The sequence below is a fragment of the Pseudomonas marginalis genome, from assembly GCF_900105325.1.
In the GTDB taxonomy this organism is placed as follows: domain Bacteria; phylum Pseudomonadota; class Gammaproteobacteria; order Pseudomonadales; family Pseudomonadaceae; genus Aquipseudomonas; species Aquipseudomonas marginalis.
Genome location: NZ_FNSU01000001.1, coordinates 1,159,629 through 1,181,000, shown reverse-complemented (window position 1 = coordinate 1,181,000; position 21,372 = coordinate 1,159,629). Strand labels below are relative to the sequence as shown.

Sequence of the window (21,372 nt, the reverse complement as noted above, 5' to 3'; positions counted from 1 at the left end):
CGAGCGCCAGTCAACCTGTGGGAGGGGGCTTGCTCCCGATAGCGCCGGCACCGTGACCGCCGCACCTATCTGGTGCGACGCCGGCAAATTTCAAACGCCAAACCATCCCCCACACGACAGTTGCGCCGCTTTACGACAATGATTCTCAGGCTGGCATGGCCGCTGCAACACCTTGAATCATTCCAAACCGTTCAGGGAGCGCAGCACAATGAACACACAACTCAAACCCACCTTGGGCACCCTGCATTTATGGGGCATTGCCGTCGGGCTGGTGATTTCCGGGGAATACTTCGGCTGGAGCTACGGCTGGGGCGTGGCCGGGACCTTGGGCTTCCTGGTGACCTCGCTGATGGTCGCCGCGATGTACACCTGCTTTATCTTCAGTTTCACCGAGCTGACTACCGCCATTCCTCACGCAGGCGGGCCGTTTGCCTACAGTCGTCGCGCCTTTGGGGAGAAAGGCGGCTTGATCGCAGGCCTCGCCACTCTGATCGAATTTGTCTTCGCCCCGCCTGCCATCGCCCTGGCGATCGGCGCGTATCTGAATGTGCAGTTCCCGGCCCTGGACCCCAAGCATGCGGCCGTCGGTGCCTACATCGTGTTCATGGGGCTGAATATTCTCGGCGTAAAACTCGCCGCGACCTTCGAGCTGGTGGTGTGCGTGCTCGCCGTCGCCGAGCTGCTGGTGTTCATGGGCGTGGTCGCGCCCGCATTCAGCTTCAGCAACTTTGCCCTGAACGGCTGGGCCGGTTCCGATACCTTCGGCGCCCCGGCGATTGCCGGGATGTTTGCGGCAATTCCGTTTGCCATCTGGTTCTTCCTGGCCATCGAAGGCGCAGCCATGGCGGCCGAGGAAGCGAAAGATCCGAAGCGCACCATTCCAAAGGCCTACATCAGCGGCATCCTGACCCTGGTGATCCTGGCCATGGGCGTGATGTTCTTCGCCGGCGGCGTGGGCGACTGGCGCACCCTGTCGAACATCAACGATCCACTGCCGCAGGCGATGAAAACCGTGGTGGGCGACAACTCCGGCTGGCTGCACATGCTGGTCTGGATCGGCCTGTTCGGCCTGGTGGCGAGCTTCCACGGCATTATCCTGGGCTACTCGCGCCAGTTCTTTGCCCTGGCCCGCGCCGGTTACCTGCCCTCCTTCCTCGCCAAATTATCGCGCTTTCAGACACCACACCGGGCAATCATCGCCGGTGGCGTGGTCGGCATCGCCGCCATCTACAGCGATGGCCTGATCAACCTGGGTGGCATGACATTGACCGCGGCGATGATCACCATGGCGGTGTTCGGTGCCATCGTGATGTACATCATGAGCATGCTCAGCCTGTTCAAACTGCGTAAGACCGAGCCGCTGCTGGAACGTACCTTCCGCGCGCCGGGTTATCCGATCGTGCCGGGCATTGCGCTTGCGCTGGCCGTGGTGTGCCTGGTGGCCATGGCGTGGTTCAACACGCTGATCGGGCTGATCTTCCTCGGCTTTATGGCCGTGGGTTTCATCTACTTCCAGATGACCGCACAGGACCGTGCCGATGCACCGGCAGATGCAATGTTGACCGGGCTCTAAGGTTTCGACGCAGAACGGGCCTACACTGAACTACTCAGAAAGCCCGTCACTCAAAGTAGTTATTGCCGTGGGAAAATTCTCCGACGGTAATCTGCCTCAAGGAGAGCCTTATGCCGTGGTATGCGTGGTTGATTATGGTGGTTGCGATTGGGTCGATCGTCGGAGGGCTGATGATGCTGCGTGACAGCGCCAACAAGGTGGAACTCACCGACGAACAACGCAAACGCGTGGCCGAGCGCAATGCCCAGGCGGACGCCAAGGACGCGCAGGACCGCTAGGACCGCTTACTCCCAATCCGCCTTGGCAATCTGCAACCCGTGCTGCCCTTTATAGGCAGCACGCTCCGGCTGGCTCCAGCCGTCCAGCAACTCGTCCTCCAGCCGATAGATCTCAACCCCCAACGGACGGCACACCGTCAGCGGATCCTGCGCATCCGGCCCCCACATCGGCAGCGACAAATCCCCGCCCGGGCACGTCGACAGCGCGCAGAGCAAATCAATCTCGGCAAAGAACTCCAGGTAATCGCCCTTCTGCGCCGGGCAGGCTTTCATGAAATACATGTCGTCGTGATTGAGGCCCGTACACTGGAAAATATTCAGCACGTCATGCACGTCGAATTCCGTCAGCCCGTGGGGTAATACCGCGCGAGTCAGGTTGGAGTGGCAATGGTGATGGAAGTCCTCGCCGGTGAGCATGCGGTTCACATAGGGATCGCACCGCGTCCCCAGCAAGTCATGCAGACGCCCGCCGTGCTCATCGATGCCGTAACTGGCCAGGCTGTCATCGGTGATGGTAACCAGTGGCCTTAGAAATGGCAGATTCGACCATAGCCGGTCATGAGTGCTCACATGCGCCCCCTGCAACTGACGGGTACGTGCAGCCCAAAGACGTTCGCGGGGGTCATTGGCGTTCCACACATTGAAGTCCCCCACCTGCGGGCCCACGGGCGTGGTAACACGAAACACATGCCCGGCGGGCACCTTCCACGCCCTGCCCGTGCGAATCGGTACCTCGAACTGCTCGATCAAGCTGCGCTGATCTTTTCGGTCACGAATGCGCTCGTAAAATGCCGCGTCGACCTGCAACGCCGAACCCTTGCTGACCTGATAAGCGGCCGGATAGTCTTTGTACATGATGCAGATCCTCGATCAGGGGTGGGTAAACAGGGCCAAGGACAGGCGTTCCGAATCATCCAGGTACAGGCTCATCGCCTCCCCTGCCGCCGGTTTGTCCTGCTCGACCAGCCATTGATAAATCTCACGGTCACGCTCCAGCCAGGGCGACTGGAAACGTTGCTCATCAGGCGCGGCGCAAAACACCAGGCGCAACTGGGCGATGACCTGGGCAAAAAACTCATCGAACAACGGGCTGCCCATCAACCCGACGATGTGCTGATGGAACAGCAAACTGTGGGTGGCCACCGCACGCCAATCCTCGCGCTCACGGGCCAGGGTGGTGGCGTCAATGGCGTTTTGCAGGCGTTCGGATTGCTCGTGCGTCAAGGCATCGCTTCCGGCGATGGCCTGCAACTCCAGGGTACGGCGGACTACAAACAGATCGCGGACTTCCTCCCGCTCCAACCGCCGCACCATGACGCCCTTGTTACGCACATAACGGGTCAACCCCTCCTGCCCCAGACGGTGCAAGGCTTCGCGAATCGTATTGCGCGACGCACTGTAGGCCTTGACCAGATCCACCTCGACCAATGCCATGCCTGGCAATAACCGCCCCGCAATGATGTCGGCACGCAGCTCCAGGGCAATCTGGTCGGCTAAAGACAAACTGAGCGTCATGACCACCTCACGATTGTTGAACAATCTTCCGTCTAGATGTAATCACATTTCATGCCAACGCCCTGATTGCCGACGAGTGTGTAAAAAAGATCAAGTTGGTTAAAATGCCCGCCTGTAACCGAGGCTGCCCCATGCGTTATTCACAAAACCACAAAGCCCAGACCCACCAACGCATCATCACGGAAGCCTCTGCGCGCTTTCGCCGCGATGGCATCGACGCCACCGGCCTACAGCCACTGATGAAAGCGTTGAACCTGACCCATGGCGGCTTTTACGCGCATTTCAAATCCAAGGACGAACTGGTGGAAACAGCCCTGCAGGCGGCCGCCGCAGACCTGGACGCCCATTGCGACATGCTGTTCAGCCAGGAGCAGCCGCTGGGCGCGTTTATCGACAGTTACCTGTCGGAATGGCACCTGGCCTCCCCGGACCAAGGCTGCCCGCTGCCAACGATGTGTTCAGAACTGGGGCTCCGAGGCCAGCCCAGTGCGACTACAGACCAGGTACTCAACGCAAGGCTCAAGCAAATAGAAACGGCATTGGGAGAGGAGCGTTGCGATGCAAAGAGCCTGGTGATGATGTCGACACTGGTGGGCGCATTGGTACTGGCCAGGAGTGTTGAAGACCCTCAATTGGCAAGACAGATCATGGCCGTGGTGCGCGAACGCCTGAAAACGCAGAACCCGGAGGGCAAAAAGGCCGATCAATGACCGGCCTCCTGGATGAATCAGTTGATGGCCAGCCTATCGCGATTCTTCTCCAGCAGCGCCTTGCCAATCCCCTTCACTTCCAACAACTCATCCACCGCCGTGAACGGACCATTGCTTTCGCGATAGGCGATGATCGCCTGGGCTTTAGCGGCACCGATACCGAAGAGGTCACGACGCAGGGTCTCGGCATCGGCGGTGTTCAGGTTGACCTTGGTGGACTGCTCGACCTTGGTCATCTGGGCGGTGATAGGGGTTGGAGCTTCGGGTTTGATGGACGGGGCTGCGGTGGTGGTGACTGAGAGGGTCGTGAGGAAGGCGAAGATTAGGGAGGTGAGGTAGGTGTTTTGCATTGGTGACGCTCCATGACATCGTTGAGAGAAAAACAGCTTTCCGAAGCTGCTTTTCAAACTTAGGTGATGTTGGAGATTCGTCAAAAATGCTTGAGTAACAGAGTGTTAAATCACGGTTCCAAGCGTCGTTGCTGGTAGATCCAGTCGACAATTTCGCCGGGACGCAGGCCGGTGAATTCGATGGCGATTTCGCCGTGGGGATTTTTGTCGGAGTGAACGCTTAGGCCGGAGAGGTGGGTCATTTTTTCGGCGAGCTCAATGATTTCCACACGCTCGCCTATATCAAGCACGAACACATCACCGCCCTGCCCCATCGAAACGGCTTGGACAACCAACTGTGCGGCTTCGGGAATGGTCATGAAGTAGCGGGTGATTTTGGGGTGAGTGACCGTCAACGGCCCTCCGAATTTGATCTGCTTGTGGAATAGCGGAATGACCGAACCGGAGGAGCCCAATACACTACCGACGCGAACCATGGTGGTGAAGCGCTTTTTGTTAACGCGGGAGATGTTGAACCTATCGTCTATTTTTTCACCCGCCTACCGCCCAGCTCCAGGAATCTGGGGACACTCTGCACGTGCAGAGGCGTCCCCTCCAAAAAGGTGAGAGTTTCCCGGCGGAGACGTCGGTTGAAGGGAGTAATCTCCAGCAGGATTTCTTGCGTACCTGTAGCGTCCCAACAAAGGCGCCGCAAAAAAACCGTAACCATTCCTGTATTTTATGATTGCACGATCAGATACTGCCTTACTTGGTGTCAGCCTTTTCCAGTTCGCCCGCATGAAACTTGAGCGCCAGCGCAACCAATGGCACATAAGCAATCACCACACCCACAGCGCCATCCAATCCTAGCATGACCACGCACATTGCAACCGGCAACAACCAGAACAGGTTTAGACCTGCAACAGCAAGCGTTACTGGTAAATGGCTGCCGTAGCGCCGAGAGGCAAATTGATATGCGTGACTACGATGAGCCTGGTATACCTTGTCGCCCCGCACGAGACGGCGGATCAACGTAAAGGTTGCATCTACGATGAATACACCCAACAGAATCAACCACGCCCATAGCAACTGAGAGGATGTCCAAGCAGCCTGGATTGAAAAAATACCCAGGACGATTCCGATGAATCCACTGCCGGAGTCTCCCATGAATATACGAGCAGGTAGCAGGTTCCAACATAGAAAGCCTGTTACTGCCATTGCCAGTATTAGCGGCAGTAAGACTAAGCCCGGCTTACCGCTCAACGCGTATAGCAGGCACATACCCAAGCAGGCGCAAATGGCTTCCACGCTGGCAATTCCGTCAATTCCGTCCATGAAATTGTATAAATTCAGCATCCAGACCAAATAGAAAACAGCAACCCCCTTCCCAGCCCAACCTAAGTTTACCGTTACTCCAAAGAGCACTAGCTCTGGCAGACCACCCAGCCAGTATAGCGCCCACCCCGAGGCCGTAAAGTGACCCAATAGACGCCACCGGGCGGCGATATGCCTAAGGTCGTCCATGAAGCCAATTATCGCGATCAACGCCCCCGCTCCTCCAGTTGCAATCAAGGTCTGAAATGAAACCGCCTGAGTCCATCCGAGCAAAGACAACGCTAAAAGGAAGGAGACCGCAATAGCTACCCCTCCCCCCCTGGGTGTGGGTACGGAGTGGGAACTACGGGCAATGGGAATATCAATGATGCTGTTAGCAACAGCGTACCGCCGCAGCAACGCGGTCAACAGATGCGACAAAAGAGCAATAACGACGCCCAGCCACCAATAAGTCATTGTTTTTTTATCTCTAAGGTACTGCGTTGCTGCTTACTTTAGTCCGTCTCATACTGACACCGCGGCGTTTTTCAAGGTAGTCGTCGCGTCACCGCCTTACTATGCCGCTCTTTTCTCGACCTGCTCATCCCGATCCGGGTTCAACAGCACCGTGCCCATAGGCAACCAGTTTCGTGTCTCTCCAGACTAACGTTCCGGGCTTTTCTCCCGGGCTTGCTCTTACAGTTCATGCCGTCGAGCGAGGATCTGATGATCCACCCCGCGCTGACGCTCTGCTGGCGTGACGAACCGGATTCGGCTATTCCGGTGCTCGTGGTTATACCAGTGCTTAAAATCCCTCATCCAGCCCCTAACGGCGTCCAGGCTGGCGAAACCTGCTTTAGGCCAGATGCTCAAACGGCTTCACATCAGATTGAACGAGCAAGGGTTAATCGATCTGGAGACTTGGATGATCGACTCCACAGCGGTAAGTGCAACCGGGGCCTCTTCTGGTGCTGGGAAAAAAGGGGGCCTGAAGAACCGCAAGACCATGCCCTCGGACGAAGCCGGGGCGGCCTGACGACGAAGATTCACATGCTGTGCGATGCCAATGGTGTGCCGCTGCGCTTTCTACTGTCGGGCGGGCAAGCCAGCGACATCGCTTATGCCCAGCCGCTGTTGGATGAGGCTTACATCCCAAGCTTGCGCGGTCGTCCCCGTAAACGCTGCCGATGGCTGCTGGCCGACAAGGGCTATGACGCCGAAGCTCTGCGTCGCTACTGCGACCGATATCGGATGCAGCCGGTAATCCCACTGCGCAGCATGAAGCGCAAACCCAAGCCGGGCTTGCCGAGACTGTTTGATCGCCCCAAATACCGACAGAGCAACATTATTGAGCGCATGTTCGGCTGGCTAAAGGAGAACCGCCGCATCGTCACGCGCGTCGACAAGCTCGCGAAAAGTTATGAGGCGATGGCCTCACTGGCTTGCGCCATGCGGTGTTTGAGACGGTATTTTTCGTACAGAGCCTAGACCTCATGCAAGGGCCGTAACCCGGACTTTGCAGTCTCCTGCTGCGGGTTAATTGACGGTAAACTTGTCGCGATTTTTATCCAGCAACGACTTGCCGATATCCTTCACCTCCAGTATTTCATCCACCGAGTTAAAGGGGCCATTGGCCTCACGGTAAGCGACATTGGCCTAGGCATTGGCTTCGCCGATACCGGTGAGTTGGGTGGTTAAGGTTGGGGCTTCGGCGGTGTTTAGATTAAGCTTGGTTAATGTGCCTGAGCTAGTCGCCGCCCGCTCGGACTTGGAGGGTTGAACCTCAGCGGCCGCTACAGCAACCCCGCTCATGCCCAACACACAAAACGTCGCAAACGGCAGAATGAAACGTTGAATCATGGCAAAACTCCTTGGTGTACAGAAATGAAACAGCTACTCCTGAGCTGCTCTTTACCCGTAGATGATAAGATCAACGTGTCAAAATCAATTAGGTTACAAGGTATTTTAATGTTGCCTACACTGCCCACAGAAACATACCCAGCTAAACGTCAATACTCAAAAGCACGCGATAGCCGATAGCCTGCCTTTTTTAAAAAAACGCAGTCGACTTAAGATTTTCAACTGAAGAATACACACTAAATTCAAACCAGGGCATAAAGACGACAGGCCCTAGAGGACAAAGGAGTTCACAATGTCAAAAATATTGATAGCAGGTGCTGGCGGGGCCCCCTCGGAAGGTGTGATCAAATCACTGCAACAGGATGATAAAAAAGAAACAATTATTGGAATGGGATCAGAACCCTCAGATCTTGTGTTATCCAACGCCAGTAAAAAACTATATATCCCATACGCCAATACACCTGAATACAAAAATGCGCTGCTTAACATTTTAAACCAGGAAAAACCCGACTTGGTACATTTCCAGAATGACCTGGAAATCTATCATGCATCCCTGATGAGAGATGAAATTCTGGCCACAGGCACACGCTTGTTTATGCCGGACCACGAGGTTATTGATACGTGCGTCCATAAATACAAGTCTTATCTTGCGTTCAAAGCCGCAGGAGTTCCAGTACCAAGCAACAAGATGATCAATAACGTCTCTGACTTAGAGGAAGCATTCAGCACATTGGCTGGAGACGATGGAAAAATATGGTTACGCGCCTCATCCATCGGCGGTGGCGGAAAAGGCGCAATTCCAACAAATGACTTCATGCTCGCCAAATCGTGGATAGACCACTATAACGGCTGGGGCGATTTCATTGCTGCGCAAATGCTAACACCCAGCACAATCACTTGGCTGTCCATCTGGCACGAAGGAGAGCTTGTAGTAGCTCAGTCGCGTGAGCGCAGAGCCTGGACACACGGAAACAGAAGTATCTCCGGGGTGACTGGCGTGACGAAAGTCGGTGTAACCTGTGAAAACAACGAAGCCACAGAAATCGCTATACAGTCAGTTAAAGCCGTATCGAAAAAGCCCCATGGAATATTCGGCGTAGATATGGCCTACGACAAATCGGGCACGCCAAACCCTACGGAAATAAATATTTCCAGATTTTTTACGACAGTGCAGTTTTTCACAGAAGCCGGACTGAACATGCCGAAAATATTCAAGGACATTGCACTATATAATGAATTCCCGACACTCAATAAAACCATCAACCCTCTGCCAAATGAATTGATGTGGTTGAGAGGCATGGACACCCCGCCGAAACTGACAACGGCCAGTGAAATTGACAATGGGATTATATTCCCATGAAACTGCTGATTACTGGAGCATCAGGGTTCATCGGCAAGAACCTAATGAAAGCAGCTATAAAAAAATGGGGCGTCGGCAACGTTATTGCGCTGACTGCAACACCCAATCTCAATGAGACAAGCATTACATTTAAAAATCATCAGCAGGACCTTGGCCTAACCAACGCAGAAATTGAACGCATCCAAGACGTTGACGTCATCATTCACGCAGGCGCCTACACACCCAAGTCCGCAGCGACTGCAAATGCTATTAATGAATGCAACAGCAACGTAGCGTTCACCAACAACCTGCTATCAATTGATTTCAAAAAACTAAGCAAAATAATTTTTACCAGCACACTGGACGTATACAAAAATACAACGCCAATATCAGAAAGCTCGGTAACCGGCCCAAGTACGCTTTATGGTTGGTCAAAACTTTATTGTGAACAGATCATAGCAAACTATGCTCAGCAAAAGTCCATAAACAGTCACACACTCAGAATCGGTCATGTGTACGGCCCCGGAGAGGAGCAGTATCAAAAATTCTTGCCCAAGACTATTGGCAGAATCTTAGCTGGCGAAGAAGTAGAACTCTATGGTGACGGATCAGAGCTACGAAGCTTCATTTACATAGATGATGTTGTATCAGCAATACTAGCCAGCGTCGAGCTGGCCGAGCGCGTTGATATAATAAACATTGTGGGGGGGCATACCGTCTCAATAAAAAACCTGCTATATCAACTGATATCGATAAGCGGCCGAGACGTACAAGTGAAGCAAAAATCATCCAGCGCCGCCACAAGAGATTTTATTTTCGATACAACGCTCATAAAAAAATACCTACTGGCAACAGAAACAGATTTTGAACTAGGATTAAAGTCAGAAATCGAGTACTTCGAGGCGATCAAATGAACATTTTTTTTGATCTTGACGGGACCCTAATAGACTCAAAATATCGGCTCTACAATCTATTCCAAGCGCTAGCCAGCTCATCTCAGCTAACCTTTGATGAGTACTGGAGTTTGAAGCACGCACGTTTTAGCAACCAAGACATCCTTGCAAAAAAGCTGATGTATACACATACAAATATAGATATTTTTACAGACAAATGGATGAACCTTATAGAGACACCAGATTATCTTGCACTAGACAAACCATTCCCCAACATAGAACGCACACTAAAAACACTTTCAACGCAAGCAGACCTCTATATCTGTACCGCACGTCAGTTTGAGAGAGAAGCGTTGATTCAACTGGAGGAGCTGAAGCTGCTGCAGTATTTTAAAAAAGCTATAGTCACCGGGCAGTATGACTCGAAAGAATCTCTGATCAGCAAGCAAGTATCAAATATATCAGTATCCGACTGGATGATTGGCGACACCGGAAAAGACGTAAATACAGGACACTCGCTCGGCATCAATACCTGCGCAGTTCTGAGTGGATTTATGTCCAGACAAGCACTAGAGCAATATTCACCCACAACGATTCTGAATTTCGCGTCGGAGTTTACGTTTCCTAATCCTAGCTGCACCAACGAGAGGCTGATACTAAGTTAAGGTGGTCAGCCAGCGTCCAAGACAACCTCAAATATTCTAATATTGATGTTGTGACAAAGCCCCACGACTAAGGGGCTTTTTTTGGGGATAGCACAAAGAGAGAGTCAGGTACCAGAGTAGATCCGAGAGCACTGACCTACCCGATAAGGATAACTACGATCGTCTGGACAAATGCCTATTTTTTTGACGGGGAGCGGCTTCAGAGTGCACAAGAGATATTGAAAACATAGGTACAAGTATGACCCTCCATACTTACGCAGTGATCATCATAACAAATAGGCAAATCGCCCCCTAGTGAGCACCACTACACCATTTTTTTCGCAAAAAAAAATGGTAAAGGATCTACCATCTTAACTCACACCGCGCAGCTGCACCATGTCGAGCTTGAGGGATGAGATGGTGACGTTGTATATACTCTTGCACAGACAATCTGACGTCAGGGGTTTTACCAAAAAAAGAACGCCTTAAACATCGACCTTGACTCATACGGGCACATCAAGTGACACAGCCCGCGTGGTACTGATCAACAGCGTCATTAGGGAATGGTTAAAACAACCTATTTGGGGGCAGGAACTCGGATACTATTTCGAAAAAAGCAATGAACTAATGGGCTTCAAGGCCACCATCCACAATACACTACTGTGGTTTTTGAATTGTCGGAGCCAGCACTCTCTTGGTGACCCTGATCGGTATCGGCTGGCAACTAAAGAAGAATATTAATATCGGTTATAGAAACAAAGCCGTTACTCTGCTACTGATGACACTTATCATCACGAGCCCGTTGCACGAAGTTTTATACCAACGATTTTTTTGGTTCATGCTTGGAGCATTAATCGCCACTCAATACTCCAACGCCCCACCGGCTATATCTGGCGAACGCGAAGATCTCCAATAAATTTAATATAGGTCATTCCACTTGTTTGGGTCCCGATGCCTGCAGGTAAAGCCAATCAACAATATTACTTTCCGGAACGTAGCCTGTAACGGTAAGTCGCAGCAATTGACGAACTAGCGAGTAATCTCCACGTTCAACGGCAGCCAACAGTTCGTCAAGTCTGCCTTTTAGAACGTCCCAAGACAGATGATCCTCGCTGGCACACATGATCATTGGGTGCTGAGTGGAAATGACATTGTCACCGATCAACAACTCTTCATAAAGCTTTTCACCGGGGCGCAGCCCCGTGCATTCAATAGAGATGTCGCCGCTCGGGTTCTTCTCGGAGCGAACAGAGAAACCCGACAGATTAATCATTTTTTCTGCAAGCTCTATTATCCTGACAGGTTCCCCCATATCCAAAACAAAGACATCGCCGCCCTGCCCCATTGACCCCGCCTGAATAACCAACTGTGCAGCTTCAGGAATCGTCATAAAATAGCGCGTGATATTTGGATGGGTGACCGTTAATGGCCCACCCATCTTGATCTGTTTATGAAAAAGAGGAATGACAGAGCCCGAAGAGCCCAAGACATTTCCAAAACGAACCATAGTGAACCGGGTTTTATTGAGACAGGACGCCTGCCCGCAAAACAAGAGAGGTTCAGCTTCACGACTAAGCGCCTGTAAAATGAGCTCTGCCAATCGTTTGGTGCTACCCATCACATTGGTAGGTCGTACCGCTTTATCCGTTGATATGAGGACAAAATTCTCTACCTGGGCTTGCAGTGCGGCCTGGGCTGTGTGCAAAGTCCCAACCACATTATTCAAGATGCCTTCGGCGATATTATGCTCAACCATCGGCACGTGCTTGTAAGCGGCAGCGTGATAGACCGTGCTAACCTTCCAAGCCAACATTATCTCATGTAGCTTTGCCTGATTCCTTACCGACCCCAATATAGGCACCAGCTTGACAGCCAATGCTTCTCTGGAAACGCGGCCTTCCAACTCGGTTAAAATACTGTATAGATTGAACTCACTGTGATCAAACAAAATGATCGAAACAGGGCCGAGTAAAAGTATCTGCCTGCACAGTTCAGAACCTATCGAGCCACCAGCACCGCTCACCAATACGGTCTTGCCGGTGACACAACGAGCCAGTAAATCTGGATTCTCTGGCACCGCGTCACGACCGAGTAGATCAGCAATATCGACTTCTTGAATGTCGTCAACCTTGACGCGGCCACTGGCGAGATCCATGAATCCAGGAACACTTCGTACATGAAGCGGGAATGACTCGAGAAAACCTAAAATCTGCTTCCGTCGTGCGCGAGTAGAAGAGGGAATGGCCAAGAGTATTTCTTCAGCACCAGTAGCGTCGAGCATCCTCTGAATATGATCAGGTTTATACACCTGCAAACCTGAAATAATGCGATCGCAAATACCAGGATCATCGTCAATAAACGCTACTGGACGCATAGCCTTGCCAACACGCAAGGCCGCCACTAGTTGGTTACCTGCAGCACCCGCCCCATAGACGGCCACCTTGGTCATCCGTGAGTCAGCACCGGAAAGCGTATTACCTTGGGATGACGAGAACCAATCGCCCATAAAATACTGGCGCATGGCAAAGCGCAGCCCACCGATGGCAACCAGGCTCAACCACCAATAGTTGAAAACAATTGATCTGGGAACAACTGCTTGCTGACTGCCAAATAAATAAATAACAACGGTCAGTGACAATGAAGAGAGGGTAACAGCCTTGAAAATAGCAATCAGGGCATCGTTACCAAAGTACCGCATAACAGCGCGATACATGCCGAACTTTACAAAAAATGGAATGGACACGACTGGAGCGATCACGAACAACCAGCCGTGAGATACCAGAGGGTAAGCAAAATCGTCCATACCCAAACGAACGACGAAGGACATCCACAACGCCAGCCAGACAATCAAAATGTCAGCAGAAACCTGAAACGCCCGCTTTTGACGGCGAGTGAGACTCAGCAATTGAAGGCGCAGTCTATCCATTAAGCCCTGAAACACTAAACACCGCTCCTGAAATCCAACCTATAATTATTGAATACCAGCTTTACGCCAGCCCCCTATGACCAGCCAAAGCCATTACCTCTGTCAATACCTGACAGGTCTTGGCCACTTCGAATTCTTTGAGCGTTGGATGGACCAAAAACATCAAACTCGTTTCACCTAACTCCTTGGCTACTGACAAACGCTGTTGCGGGCGAAATGAAGTTCTTTCAAAGGCCTTCTCAAGGTAGACTTCGGAGCAAGAACCGGAGAAACACGGAACGCCGAGCGCATTGATTTCTTGAATTATACGATCACGACTCCAGCCATCCGCCAAAGCCGCAGGCTCAACAAACACGTAACATTTATAAGCGGCGTGAGTAATTTCTGTTGGTAGCGCAGGTACACGTAAAGCTTTTACATCTCGAGCACAAGCCCAAATTTTCTCTGCGAAAGCCAGACGCTGGCGCTGCCATTCAGGCATACGCTTGAGCTGGATCCGGCCGATAGCACCTTGAGCTTCAAGCATGCGCCAATTGGTGCCAAAGCTCTCGTGAACCCAGCGGAAGCCGGGAGCGTGGGAATCTTCATAAACAGCCCTCCAACTTTTACCATGATCTTTGAAAGACCACATCAACGACCATAAATGCTGGTCGTTTGTCGTTACCATGCCACCTTCACCGCCCGTGGTCATGATCTTGTCTTGGCAGAAGGACCAAGCTCCGACATGACCGATCGAACCAACCGGGCGCCCTTTATAGGTAGCACCATGAGCTTGGGCACAATCCTCAATGATCTTGAGTTGATACGCTTGTGCCAACTGCATAATGGGATCCATGTCGCAGGGCCAACCTGCAAGGTGCACACAGATAACTGCACGTGTACGCGCCGTAAGAACCGCCTGTATTGTCTGCGCAGTAACATTTTGCGAGTTAGGATCTACATCAGCAAATATGGGCGTGGCACCGGCATTAATAATGCTGGAGACAGAGGCAAGAAAAGTCCGGGAAGTAACCACGACTTCATCACCAGGGCCGATCTCTAGTGCGCGCAGTGCTAGGTCCAGTGCAACAGTACCATTGGCAAGTGCGACCGCATATGAAGTACCTGCCCAAGCAGCGAACTCTTTTTCAAACTCTCGACATTCCTGACCAGTCCAATAATTGACTTTGTTTGACAAAATCACTTCTTTAACGGCATTGGCTTCTTCCTCCGAAAAGGACGGCCAAGGAGAAAATGGAGAATTCAGCACTGTCAAGACCCTGTAGATAAAATAGCGAATATGAAATATAGCTCATTGAGTATACAAAGGTTAGAGCATAAATTGTGTTACTTGAGCCGTCGGGCTGGCACGCCGACAACGGTGACATCATCCATCACATTAGCAACTACTGCTGCTCCAGCACCAATCACAACCGCCGAACCGACATGTATACACTGCCGGATAGAAGCCCCGATTCCAACCCAGCAGAGGTCGCCCAGCACTACTGCTCCCGCAAGGCTCGCACCCGGACTGACATGACAACCCTGTCCCAATCGACAGTCATGGTCCACGTTGCACCCCGTATTGAGTATCGCGGCTCGCCCAACCACCGCACCAGCGTTGACCGAAACACCGGCAAATATCACGCTGCCAGCAGCAATTTCTGCGTAGCGGCTAATGTTCGCCCGCGGGTGTACAACAGTCGCAATTTTTGCACCGGACGCTTGTAGCTCCAGCGTAATTCTCAACCTGGTTTTGTTGTCACCAATGGCCACCACAACACCGTCGAACTGAGAAAGTGTATTGCGCAGACATGCGGAGTCACTCAGTACAGGCCAGACACCGCAACGGGTCAATTGCGGCCATGAGTCGTCAAAAAACACTACTTCCTTCCAACCGCAAGCCTCAGCAGTGTCCGCAACCACTTTACCATGGCCACCGGCACCGAGGATGGCAAGGCGCATCACTGCTGCCCTCCCTTGAATTTGGACATTGTCGCTTCACCCTCTGCACTTACACAATCTCGCTTAATAACCTTCTTCACAGTCAGGAACAAAATTTTCAGATCAAGCCAGAAGTTTTTATTTTCAACATACCAAACATCCAGTTCAAACTTTTCCTTCCATCCGAGGGAGTTCCTGCCATTTACTTGCGCCCAGCCAGTGATACCGGGGCGAACTTCATGTCGCCGAAATTCATTAGCGGAATACAGCGGGAGGTATTCCATCAACAAAGGTCGTGGCCCTACCAGGCTCATCTCACCTTTGAGTACGTTCCACAACTCCGGCAACTCATCCAGACTTGAAGAGCGCAAAAGTCGACCAAAGGGGCCAAGCCGTTCAGCGTCGGGCAAAGGGGCGCCGGAGCGATCGACCGAGTCTTTCATGGTGCGGAATTTGATCATTTCGAAAGGCTTACCCGCCAACCCCGGGCGCATTTGCCGGAAGATGATCGGCGAACCGAGCTTCCTGCGTATGAGCAGGGCCACAACCAGGATAACAGGTGACAGCAAGATAATTGCCAGCCCAGCACTGATAACATCAAATATACGTTTTAACATGATTGCACTCTAACACCCTGTACTTTAATCAGCCGAATGAACAATGGGTCGTAGCCATGAAAATTACAGGCCAATCACGGCGAGCATAACGTTATTGACTTTATTAACGTCATACTTGTCTTCGGCAAGTTTTCTCGAGGCTGCGCCCATACTGACAATCCGTTGTGGGCATTGAACAAATTTAGACATTGCGTTCACCAGCTCATCAACCGACTGGACCGTGACCATAAAACCGTTGAGACCCTCGATTACTGTTTCACGACAACCAGGAGCATCTGTTGTAATGATAGCCCGCCCCATGGACATGGCCTCAAGCACGGTACGCGGCGTTCCCTCCCGGTAGGAAGGCAGAACATAAACACTACTAGCTGCAATAACAGGCCTGACATCGCTCAACTTGCCGTGATACTCCAGCGTTCCTTCAGCAATCCAGCCTTGAAGCTCCTGCTCACTGATGGCATCAGGGTTATCGTCGATCCAACCCACCAGATCAAAAGCCACGTCTGGGTGAAGCATGCGTATTTTCCGTGCAGCCATCGCGTACTCCCGCACCCCCTTGTCACCTAACAACCTGGCGATCAACAGGAACCGTGTCTGCTCAGGAAAAGGAGCAACCGTAAAATCATCCAGACAAACGCCAGAACCGTTGACTACCGTAGATCTCGATTCTGCACTGAGAATACCCATGCTCTGGAACAATGCCCGGTCATCCGGGTTCTGGAAAAAAACAGCCTGTGCTCCAGACAAAGAATACCTATAGAGACGCTGCACAAGCGTTTTGACTATCAGGCTCAAGCACCCGCCAGTGTGCTGTTTCTGGAACGCATAACCCAGGCCGGTAATCAGCGCTATTCGTATTATTTTTTTACTGGCGAAACGGGCTGCAATCAAACCGTAGACAACTGGCTTAACGGTATAGGCCAATACGTAATCAGGACGTAAGACCCTGAGCAACTTCCACAGTTGAATTAAAGTGAAAAAATCAGAGACGGGGTTCATCCCGGTGCGATTCAATGAGATTGAATGAACGGTGATGCCTTTGCGTTCCAATAAAGAACGCACGGGGTGACTTGAAGTCAGGTCGGGGGCAGCAACATGCACAGCCAACCCCTTGCTAAGCAAAGCATCCAGTAATGGCCCACGAAAATTGACCAGTGAGTCAGGATAGCTGGCGATGACCAGAATGCTCATGCTCGCTGCTCCTCCAGCCAAGCCTGAAACATCAGGATAGTCCATAGCTGATGCTGCCAATTACGCACGCCCAGTAAATGCTCCTCCCACATTTTTCGAATCGGAGCAGATCTGAAATACCCCTCCGACTCAAGTCTGGAGGAGTCGAGCAAGGAAGCAGCCCATTCTCTAAGCGGTCCTCGCAGCCAACTATCAAGGGGAATACCAAAGCCCTGCTTTGGGCGCTCGATCATGTTTTTAGGCACATGACGATATAGAACCTGCTTGAGCAGCCACTTACCTTCGCCCGCACGAATCTTATAGTGCAATGGCATGGCCCAAGCCAGCTCCACCACACGATGGTCGAGCAATGGGGAACGCGTTTCAAGACTGGCGGCCATCGCCGCACGATCCACCTTGACCAGGATATCGTCAGCCATATACGTCTGGGCATCCATAGCCATCATCCAATGCTCAAAACTATCAGTAACAGGCCAGTCAGATGATCGAGTAAAAAGCGTCTCTGGCTCGGATGCCCCCAACACTATGCCTGCAGGATCGTCCCAGTGACTTGCCAAGCGATAGAAGAACTCCTCCCCGGTACTCAACCCCAGAACATCAGCCAGCTTATGCGCTTTGTCGCCGGGGGTCGTGATATGCAGCCGCTTGGGTATCAGTGGTTTGCCTAACTTGAACAGCTTGTCCCAAGTGACGGGCGGCACTGCTTTCAACATCGACGAAGCCGCTGCCCGCATAGGCCGTGGCAAACGCTGCATGGCCCCCCATACCTTGCGCGCACTCAAATAGCGGTTATAGCCACCAAACAGCTCATCACCGCCATCACCGCTAAGGGAGACCTTCACATGCTCACGCGCCATTTTGCTGAGCAAATAAGTGGGAATCTGTGAACTGTCACTGAATGGTTCACAGTATATGGATGGCAGCTGAGGGATAACATCTAACGCATCTTCCGGACGCACATAGAGTTCTATGTGCTCCGTGCCAAGGTGACGAGCAATGTCTTTGGCATGCACGGCCTCGTCATACCCGCCCTCTTCAAAACCTATGGTAAACGTGCGTATGGGCCTGGCGGATTGTGCCTGCATCAGAGAAACGATAGTACTGCTGTCGACTCCCCCACTGAGAAAGGCCCCTAACGGAACATCAGACAGCATTTGTCCTTCAATGCTCTGCAAAAGCCGAGATTCTAGCAAATCAACCGCTTGGCTATCAGTACCGACAAAGGGTGCCGACAAGCCTTGCGCAACTACAGTGTTGAGGCTCCAGTATGTATGGGTCCTTAAGGTCTCAGCTCTTCCCTGAAGATCAAGCCGAAGCTGCATGTAAGTGCCCGGCATCAGTTTGAACATTCCCTCATAAATACAATGGGGAGCGGGCACACAATTATGCCTCAACAACAGCACCAAGGCGTTTCGATCAACATCCCCGCAAAAAGCAGGGTGTGCCTTGAGGGCTTTCAATTCGGAGCCGAAGAGGAAAATACCGCATTGCCATCCGTAATAGAGTGGCTTTTCACCACTGCGATCTCTGGCCAGGGTGAGCAGTTTTTCCTGCCTGTCCCACAAAGCGATTGCAAACATACCTACAGCTGCCTGAAGCGTCTTTTCCACCCCCCATAGACTAAAGCCGATGAGCAAGGTCTCAGTATCCGCATGCCCTCTCCACTGCAGGCCTGGATCAATCGACTGCAATGTGGCTCTAAGATCAAGATGGTTATAAATCTCGCCATTGAAAGCGATAACGTAGCGACCGCAAGGAGAAACCATAGGTTGGCTGCCCGCGGGAGACAGGTCCAGAATTGACAGCCTTCTATGCCCCAAGGCAACACCGTCTTCGCTAGCCGTCCAGTAGCCGGCAGCGTCCGGACCGCGGTGGGTCAGGGTTGATGTCATTCGTTGCAACACTGCCTCATCCAATGGGACGCTGCTCTGTGCCAGATAACCTACTAAGCCACACATGAAGAATACCTACTAATCCGTTTAAGCTGGGGAAGTCGCGAGAGCGGCTGTACTTAGCTTGATTGGCGCACGAACAAACTGCGACGCAAGCACAAGACCGAGCAAAAACCAAAATACTCGCTGATACATAACCTCATGAAAAAGACTCATTAAAGCAAAACCTAACAGCAACAAAATAATTGCATTATCTCTGACACTTCGCTTCTTTTTAAAGAATGCACTGGCACACAGATAAACAAACATCAAGGCAAAACAACTCAATCCAGCAACGCCAAATTCAGTGAGCACCCACAGCGCAGTGTTGTGAATAATCACAGGAAAACCGACAAGCTGGCTGCTCTTGTCAAAAAAGTAGCCCAAGCCGTTACCCCACCAGGGAGACTGTAGCCAGGCGGTAATTGCCGCACTATTGATAGAGATCCTACCTGCGTCACTCTCAGACATTGAAAATTCGGGTTGAGTTTGTATATGTGGGAATGAAAAACTATCGCCAAGCACGAAATAGAGCAGATCATCAAAAAAATCAAGCGCCACTGGAAAGTAAATTATGACAGCATAGAAGACACAGGAAACGATAAGCGATGCCAGTAAATGAGAACGCTTCATCATATTGAAGATTCCAGCGAAAAACAGCAGCACCAGGATAGTAACAATACCTGAACGCGAAGATGTATAGAAAATTCCGGTTATCATTATCGCCAGCGCCACAACGGCAAAAACACTGCACTTAATGGTCGGAAACGCCCGCAAGCACCCACCCTGATAAAGCGGCGACAAGCTAATAAACGCCGCAGCAACACAGATGATCTGAAATGCCAGTGCGTTCCTATTACCGACGTAACCATCAATTGAGTAGGTAAAGCCGGACCAATGAATTATTCCGTACAGATGCAGAATCCTAAGTGCAATCTGCAAGATGATGATCACACAGATAACTGCAACCATGGTTTCGACTATTCGCCTTACTCCAGGCAAACCATAGTATACGGCAGCGAGGTAACCCGCGGATGCAAAACCCAGCAAAACAAACCAGCCGAACATCTTACCCATTGCCCAACCGTTAGCTCCAATACTATAGAAGCCATGGGCATAACCTAGGAACATAACAAGCGTAACAAGTAACAACAAAGAATTGACCCGAAGAAATCGCCAGCGTGGGGCTGAACGACTAAAGACTGCATTCAAGAGAACAACCGAAAGCGCAAGTATCGCAAATGGGTCAGCCAAGTTCACACTGATAGCACTTTCACCGTATTTGATTATTATTTGGAAAAAAATAAACAATGATACACAGAAACAAAGCACCCACGCCGCAGAGCGCTCAAGGTAAGCCCCCCCAAGCTTACGCCGGGCTAAAGTGGATTCCACCTCGCCCCCTTCCACTGGCTGGGCCATTGTATGCTTACCTTTACGCAAGGCGAATGGCGCCAAGCTAATCACCGAAAGCACAGATAAGAGACCACACAGTATAGAAGCTGCAAGGGCTTGTTCGGCACTCACAGCGAATGTCCCCAAGACAGAAACCGAAACGATTTCGCGCAGCCCCCAGCCACCAAAGCTAACAGGTAAACCTGCAGCAAACGATACAATGGCAGCAGCAGAAAACAACTGCAACATGCTGACATTTGGAGCCACCACAGAAAAAAGGCAAACAAAACACGTTAGCATCAAAAGATTGCTTGTGGATGATATCAACGCAACCTCCAACAGTCGCTTGGCATTTCTTTTTGCCAGTAAACTATTGCCAATTTTAATTTCAAACCTACTGATGCCCAGCACCAAGCTTAAAGCCAACGCGAACAGCAGTACTGAGAAAATCTCGACAACCGGTAATTCATCTAGATACTTGCTAACAACCCCTTCGAGTAAATACAAAGCGCCAAGCATGGCAAAAGCAGCGCTGATTGCCGCCACGACTGTCCGCTCATAGGCTGCAATGACTGCGTTTTCAACCGCCGATACACCCGCAGATTGTAAAACTGCCTGACGGCCGGCCATTTGTCCAAATAAAGGAATCACTAATAAAGAGGCAATATTGGCAGCCGCACTGGCTTTAAATACTAATAGCCAGGACAGAGGATGATCAAAATGAGATAAAATACGCCAGAACCTGAAGGTCACCACGACCACGTTCCCAACCATAAGAGCAAATACCAACACCAACAAGGTAGGAGGAAACTGTTGTGCGTGGGACAGAATATCCGCAGGACTCAAGTAAAACATAAGCCCTGTCAGTAAAAACAACGAAACGACGGCACCAACTATTTTCTTAACTTTTTTGACGTCCATCTATGCCCCCGAC

17 protein-coding genes and 4 pseudogenes are annotated in these 21,372 nt (G+C 51.4%); 7 read left to right on the top strand and 14 right to left on the bottom strand.

All coding sequences use genetic code 11. The features are described 5' to 3' along the window. The first annotated feature begins 208 nt into the window (after positions 1-208). Positions 209-1,573, top strand: a complete 1,365-nt coding sequence (gene eat, locus BLW22_RS05735) for an ethanolamine permease (protein ID WP_027604147.1) — start codon at positions 209-211, stop codon at positions 1,571-1,573. Between the two features lie 110 nt (positions 1,574-1,683). Further along, positions 1,684-1,851, top strand: a complete 168-nt coding sequence (locus BLW22_RS05730; protein WP_003172675.1) for a DUF2897 family protein — start codon at positions 1,684-1,686, stop codon at positions 1,849-1,851. Between the two features lie 6 nt (positions 1,852-1,857). Here the strand turns inward: BLW22_RS05730 and BLW22_RS05725 are convergent, their stop codons facing one another. Both BLW22_RS05725 and BLW22_RS05720 read right to left on the bottom strand, forming a co-directional pair. Further along, on the bottom strand, positions 1,858-2,706 hold the full coding sequence (locus tag BLW22_RS05725) for an urea carboxylase-associated family protein (protein ID WP_027604148.1): 849 nt from the start codon (positions 2,704-2,706) through the stop codon (positions 1,858-1,860). Between the two features lie 15 nt (positions 2,707-2,721). Then, complete coding sequence (locus BLW22_RS05720; protein WP_065947449.1) at positions 2,722-3,366, bottom strand: GntR family transcriptional regulator; 645 nt, start codon at positions 3,364-3,366, stop codon at positions 2,722-2,724. A gap of 131 nt (positions 3,367-3,497) precedes the next feature. On the opposite strand from BLW22_RS05720, the gene BLW22_RS05715 reads away from it, so the two are divergent. Beyond that, positions 3,498-4,076: a TetR/AcrR family transcriptional regulator gene (locus BLW22_RS05715; RefSeq protein WP_074844611.1), complete on the top strand. Its 579-nt coding sequence runs from the start codon at positions 3,498-3,500 to the stop codon at positions 4,074-4,076. Between the two features lie 17 nt (positions 4,077-4,093). Here BLW22_RS05715 and BLW22_RS05710 read toward each other — a convergent pair whose 3' ends face one another. From BLW22_RS05710 to BLW22_RS34275, 4 genes and pseudogenes are all read right to left on the bottom strand, one after another. Beyond that, positions 4,094-4,426, bottom strand: coding sequence for a ComEA family DNA-binding protein (locus tag BLW22_RS05710; RefSeq protein ID WP_027604151.1), 333 nt, complete (start codon positions 4,424-4,426; stop codon positions 4,094-4,096). A 152-nt stretch (positions 4,427-4,578) separates the two neighbouring features. After that, a pseudogene (locus tag BLW22_RS05705) lies at positions 4,579-4,929 on the bottom strand (polysaccharide biosynthesis protein); the annotation flags it as partial. Positions 4,930-5,170: 241 nt separating this feature from the next. Beyond that, positions 5,171-6,196: an MraY family glycosyltransferase gene (locus tag BLW22_RS05700; protein WP_074844607.1), complete on the bottom strand. Its 1,026-nt coding sequence runs from the start codon at positions 6,194-6,196 to the stop codon at positions 5,171-5,173. Between the two features lie 99 nt (positions 6,197-6,295). Next, positions 6,296-6,583 (bottom strand): annotated as a pseudogene (locus tag BLW22_RS34275) (IS3 family transposase); the annotation flags it as partial. Here BLW22_RS34275 and BLW22_RS05690 point away from each other — a divergent pair. Continuing rightward, positions 6,582-7,207, top strand: a pseudogene (locus BLW22_RS05690) (IS5 family transposase); the annotation flags it as partial. The pseudogenes BLW22_RS34275 and BLW22_RS05690 overlap by 2 nt on opposite strands. Positions 7,208-7,255: 48 nt before the next feature. Here BLW22_RS05690 and BLW22_RS05685 read toward each other — a convergent pair. Continuing rightward, a pseudogene (locus BLW22_RS05685) lies at positions 7,256-7,579 on the bottom strand (ComEA family DNA-binding protein). Positions 7,580-7,871: 292 nt separating this feature from the next. Here BLW22_RS05685 and BLW22_RS05680 point away from each other — a divergent pair. Genes BLW22_RS05680 through BLW22_RS05670 form a run of 3 tightly spaced genes read left to right on the top strand, consistent with a single transcriptional unit; the run spans position 7,872 to position 10,476 of the window. Next, positions 7,872-8,939, top strand: a complete 1,068-nt coding sequence (locus BLW22_RS05680; RefSeq protein WP_074844601.1) for an ATP-grasp domain-containing protein — start codon at positions 7,872-7,874, stop codon at positions 8,937-8,939. Further along, a complete protein-coding gene (locus BLW22_RS05675; protein WP_074844598.1) occupies positions 8,936-9,832 on the top strand; it encodes an NAD-dependent epimerase/dehydratase family protein in 897 nt (298 codons plus the stop codon). Before BLW22_RS05680 ends, BLW22_RS05675 begins: the two co-directional genes overlap by 4 nt. Continuing rightward, positions 9,829-10,476: an HAD family hydrolase gene (locus tag BLW22_RS05670; RefSeq protein WP_074844596.1), complete on the top strand. Its 648-nt coding sequence runs from the start codon at positions 9,829-9,831 to the stop codon at positions 10,474-10,476. The genes BLW22_RS05675 and BLW22_RS05670 overlap by 4 nt, the downstream gene beginning before the upstream one ends. 907 nt (positions 10,477-11,383) lie before the next feature. Here BLW22_RS05670 and BLW22_RS05665 read toward each other — a convergent pair. From BLW22_RS05665 to BLW22_RS05635, 7 genes are all read right to left on the bottom strand, one after another. Then, complete coding sequence (locus BLW22_RS05665) at positions 11,384-13,381, bottom strand: polysaccharide biosynthesis protein (protein ID WP_074845165.1); 1,998 nt, start codon at positions 13,379-13,381, stop codon at positions 11,384-11,386. A 61-nt stretch (positions 13,382-13,442) separates the two neighbouring features. Further along, positions 13,443-14,630, bottom strand: coding sequence for a DegT/DnrJ/EryC1/StrS family aminotransferase (locus BLW22_RS05660; protein ID WP_074844593.1), 1,188 nt, complete (start codon positions 14,628-14,630; stop codon positions 13,443-13,445). A gap of 77 nt (positions 14,631-14,707) precedes the next feature. Further along, positions 14,708-15,325 carry an acetyltransferase gene (locus BLW22_RS05655; RefSeq protein WP_413038049.1) on the bottom strand — a complete coding sequence of 206 codons (618 nt, stop codon included), beginning with the start codon at positions 15,323-15,325 and terminating at the stop codon, positions 14,708-14,710. Continuing rightward, entirely contained in the window at positions 15,325-15,921 is a 597-nt protein-coding gene (locus BLW22_RS05650; protein WP_074844588.1) for a sugar transferase, read from the bottom strand. Before BLW22_RS05650 ends, BLW22_RS05655 begins: the two co-directional genes overlap by 1 nt. A 63-nt stretch (positions 15,922-15,984) precedes the next feature. After that, positions 15,985-17,112 (bottom strand): glycosyltransferase family 4 protein, encoded by a 1,128-nt coding sequence (locus BLW22_RS05645; RefSeq protein ID WP_074844585.1) that lies wholly within the window; start codon positions 17,110-17,112, stop codon positions 15,985-15,987. After that, positions 17,109-19,070, bottom strand: coding sequence for an asparagine synthase (glutamine-hydrolyzing) (gene asnB, locus BLW22_RS05640; protein ID WP_074844581.1), 1,962 nt, complete (start codon positions 19,068-19,070; stop codon positions 17,109-17,111). Before asnB ends, BLW22_RS05645 begins: the two co-directional genes overlap by 4 nt. 21 nt (positions 19,071-19,091) lie before the next feature. Then, positions 19,092-21,359, bottom strand: coding sequence for an O-antigen ligase family protein (locus BLW22_RS05635; protein ID WP_074844577.1), 2,268 nt, complete (start codon positions 21,357-21,359; stop codon positions 19,092-19,094). Positions 21,360-21,372 lie beyond the last annotated feature (13 nt).

What these genes read in the sequence shown, in the direction of transcription:
- eat (WP_027604147.1), top strand. Translation starts at nt 209, where the DNA reads ATGAACACACAACTCAAACCCACCTTGGGCACCCTGCATTTATGGGGC.
- BLW22_RS05730 (WP_003172675.1), top strand. Translation starts at nt 1,684, where the DNA reads ATGCCGTGGTATGCGTGGTTGATTATGGTGGTTGCGATTGGGTCGATC.
- BLW22_RS05725 (WP_027604148.1), bottom strand. Translation starts at nt 2,706, where the DNA reads ATGTACAAAGACTATCCGGCCGCTTATCAGGTCAGCAAGGGTTCGGCG.
- BLW22_RS05720 (WP_065947449.1), bottom strand. Translation starts at nt 3,366, where the DNA reads ATGACGCTCAGTTTGTCTTTAGCCGACCAGATTGCCCTGGAGCTGCGT.
- BLW22_RS05715 (WP_074844611.1), top strand. Translation starts at nt 3,498, where the DNA reads ATGCGTTATTCACAAAACCACAAAGCCCAGACCCACCAACGCATCATC.
- BLW22_RS05710 (WP_027604151.1), bottom strand. Translation starts at nt 4,426, where the DNA reads ATGCAAAACACCTACCTCACCTCCCTAATCTTCGCCTTCCTCACGACC.
- BLW22_RS05700 (WP_074844607.1), bottom strand. Translation starts at nt 6,196, where the DNA reads ATGACTTATTGGTGGCTGGGCGTCGTTATTGCTCTTTTGTCGCATCTG.
- BLW22_RS05680 (WP_074844601.1), top strand. Translation starts at nt 7,872, where the DNA reads ATGTCAAAAATATTGATAGCAGGTGCTGGCGGGGCCCCCTCGGAAGGT.
- BLW22_RS05675 (WP_074844598.1), top strand. Translation starts at nt 8,936, where the DNA reads ATGAAACTGCTGATTACTGGAGCATCAGGGTTCATCGGCAAGAACCTA.
- BLW22_RS05670 (WP_074844596.1), top strand. Translation starts at nt 9,829, where the DNA reads ATGAACATTTTTTTTGATCTTGACGGGACCCTAATAGACTCAAAATAT.
- BLW22_RS05665 (WP_074845165.1), bottom strand. Translation starts at nt 13,381, where the DNA reads ATGGATAGACTGCGCCTTCAATTGCTGAGTCTCACTCGCCGTCAAAAG.
- BLW22_RS05655 (WP_413038049.1), bottom strand. Translation starts at nt 15,325, where the DNA reads ATGCGCCTTGCCATCCTCGGTGCCGGTGGCCATGGTAAAGTGGTTGCG.
- BLW22_RS05650 (WP_074844588.1), bottom strand. Translation starts at nt 15,921, where the DNA reads ATGTTAAAACGTATATTTGATGTTATCAGTGCTGGGCTGGCAATTATC.
- BLW22_RS05645 (WP_074844585.1), bottom strand. Translation starts at nt 17,112, where the DNA reads ATGAGCATTCTGGTCATCGCCAGCTATCCTGACTCACTGGTCAATTTT.
- asnB (WP_074844581.1), bottom strand. Translation starts at nt 19,070, where the DNA reads ATGTGTGGCTTAGTAGGTTATCTGGCACAGAGCAGCGTCCCATTGGAT.
- BLW22_RS05635 (WP_074844577.1), bottom strand. Translation starts at nt 21,359, where the DNA reads ATGGACGTCAAAAAAGTTAAGAAAATAGTTGGTGCCGTCGTTTCGTTG.